Here is a 1,892-nt window from a genome sequence, read left to right as displayed (position 1 = left end):
TTACTTAAACGGCTTAATTGGTAATCAGGGAAAAGCTGGATAAGTATAATTGCTCACTGCAAAAGTGACATGCTCCCTAGACGTTTGATCTTAGCGACTAATATTCTGGATGTGAATGAGTTAAGCAACGCTGAGATGATTGCTAAATATAAAGAACAGCAATCAGCCGAACGAGGATTTGCTTGTCTCAAAGATCCTTTATTTTTTACGGACAGTGTTTTTCTAAAAAGCCCGGAGAGAACCGAGGCTTTATGTTTAATAATGGGCCTGTGTTTATTGGTTTATAGGTTAGCTCAACGCTATCTACGTTAAGCCCTACAACAGGCTAAATCTGGCCTAAAAAATCAATTAGGTAAACGGACTGAACGTCCGACCTTGCGATGGATATTTCAATGTTTTCAAGCGGTTCATTTATTAACGATCAACTCAGTCACAGAAATTGGCAAGTTGACGGATGTACGATTAGAAATCTTAAGAGTTTTCCCAGAAAGAGCGAGAGCCTATTATTTATTGCTTTGACAGAAATCACTTGATGTTTTTTCTATTTAACTGTGTACTTTCAAGCGGGATAAGTCTCAAATCCTAAAAATAATGGCTTTTTAAAAAGCCTAAGTTGCGCTGTTTAAATTTAGAACAAAGAGCAGATTAAGCGCTCTTTTTAGGCCGATACTTTAGGGAACATAGGATTATTTACTTAATTCATACCAATTCACTATGAAGGTACACTAAAATATAGGGTAAAAGTAGAGGAAATCCAATATGGCGAACAAACTTCAGGTACAAATCCAGGAAACGGTTAAGGAACTAGAGCATCGACTCGAACGGAGTGCGACCGCCGTAAATAAAGAAAAATTACTGGTATTATACTGGCTGGCCACCAAAAAAATCCAAAAAAGAGCAGAATTAGCCACGATGTTGAAACGAGACGAATCAACAATATATCGTTGGTTAAGAGCTTACAAACAAGGTGGAATTACTGAATTACTTAGCATAAAAAAAGCTCCCGGAAAGACTCCACATATTCCACCCGAAGTGATAGAAAAATTAATCAAAAAACTGCAAGAACCACAGGGAGAAACAAGTTATGGCAAATTACAGATATGGCTAGAAAAAGAATGCGGAATTAAAGTGAGCTATAAAGTGGTACATGACCTAGTTCATTATAAATTGAAAGCTGACCTGAAAGTCCCAAGACCCCAAAATGACAAAGCGAACGAAGAGGTGCAGGCAAGCTTCAAAAAAAAACTAGGTGAGCTCATCAAAGTAATGATGAAATATTTCGGAAACTCCAAGCCTGTAAGGATATGGTGTCAGGACGAGAGTAGATTTGGATTGATTACTATGCCCTGCAAAATGATTACATTAAAGGGGGTAAAACCCATTGACAAAAAGCAATGGAAATGAGGAAAATTTTATATTTAGGGAGTCGTATAGCCAGCAACAGGTGAACAATATTATCAAAAATTTTTTCGGCTCAATTACAACTTTTTTCAAGAGTTTTTAAAGGGATTATGTCAAAAATACTCAGAGAGTTTCAATCTAATTATCATGGATAATGGTAGCTTCCATAAAGCTCTATTATTAGACTGGGGTGACCATGTAATGCCAATATATTTACCTGCATATAGTCCTGAATTAAATCCGATTGAAAGATTGTGGGAGCATACAAAAAAAGACCTCTAGTGGGAAAAATATTCGACTTTAGATAAACTCAAAGAACAGGTAAATACAATTATCAAATCTCTCACGAATGAAGAAGTTTTATCTCTCTGTGGTTGGGACTATATCCTTGAAGCTATATTAAGTGCAACTTCATATAGCAATTCCATTTGAGATGTAAATATGGATTTCTCTGGTAAAATAGGAAAATTTGATAATAAATGAAAGGGAAG

Annotated in this window: 1 protein-coding gene and 2 pseudogenes; all 3 read left to right on the top strand. The window is 36.0% G+C overall.

Features of this window, described 5'->3' with window-relative positions:
- Positions 1-81 precede the first annotated feature (81 nt).
- Positions 82-519: pseudogene (locus QUA62_RS29615) on the top strand (IS1634 family transposase); the annotation flags it as partial.
- Between the two features lie 240 nt (positions 520-759).
- A complete protein-coding gene (locus QUA62_RS29130) occupies positions 760-1,404 on the top strand; it encodes an IS630 family transposase (protein ID WP_333408271.1) in 645 nt (214 codons plus the stop codon).
- Positions 1,405-1,485: 81 nt separating this feature from the next.
- A pseudogene (locus QUA62_RS29610) lies at positions 1,486-1,683 on the top strand (transposase); the annotation flags it as partial.
- Positions 1,684-1,892: the final 209 nt, after the last annotated feature.

It is taken from the genome of Microcoleus sp. MON1_C1, assembly GCF_036701945.1.
GTDB lineage: Bacteria > Cyanobacteriota > Cyanobacteriia > Cyanobacteriales > Microcoleaceae > Microcoleus.
This window is presented reverse-complemented; position numbering and strand designations above follow the sequence as displayed.

Coding starts and splice junctions, on each gene's coding strand:
- QUA62_RS29130 (WP_333408271.1), top strand. CDS start 760: ATGGCGAACAAACTTCAGGTACAAATCCAGGAAACGGTTAAGGAACTA.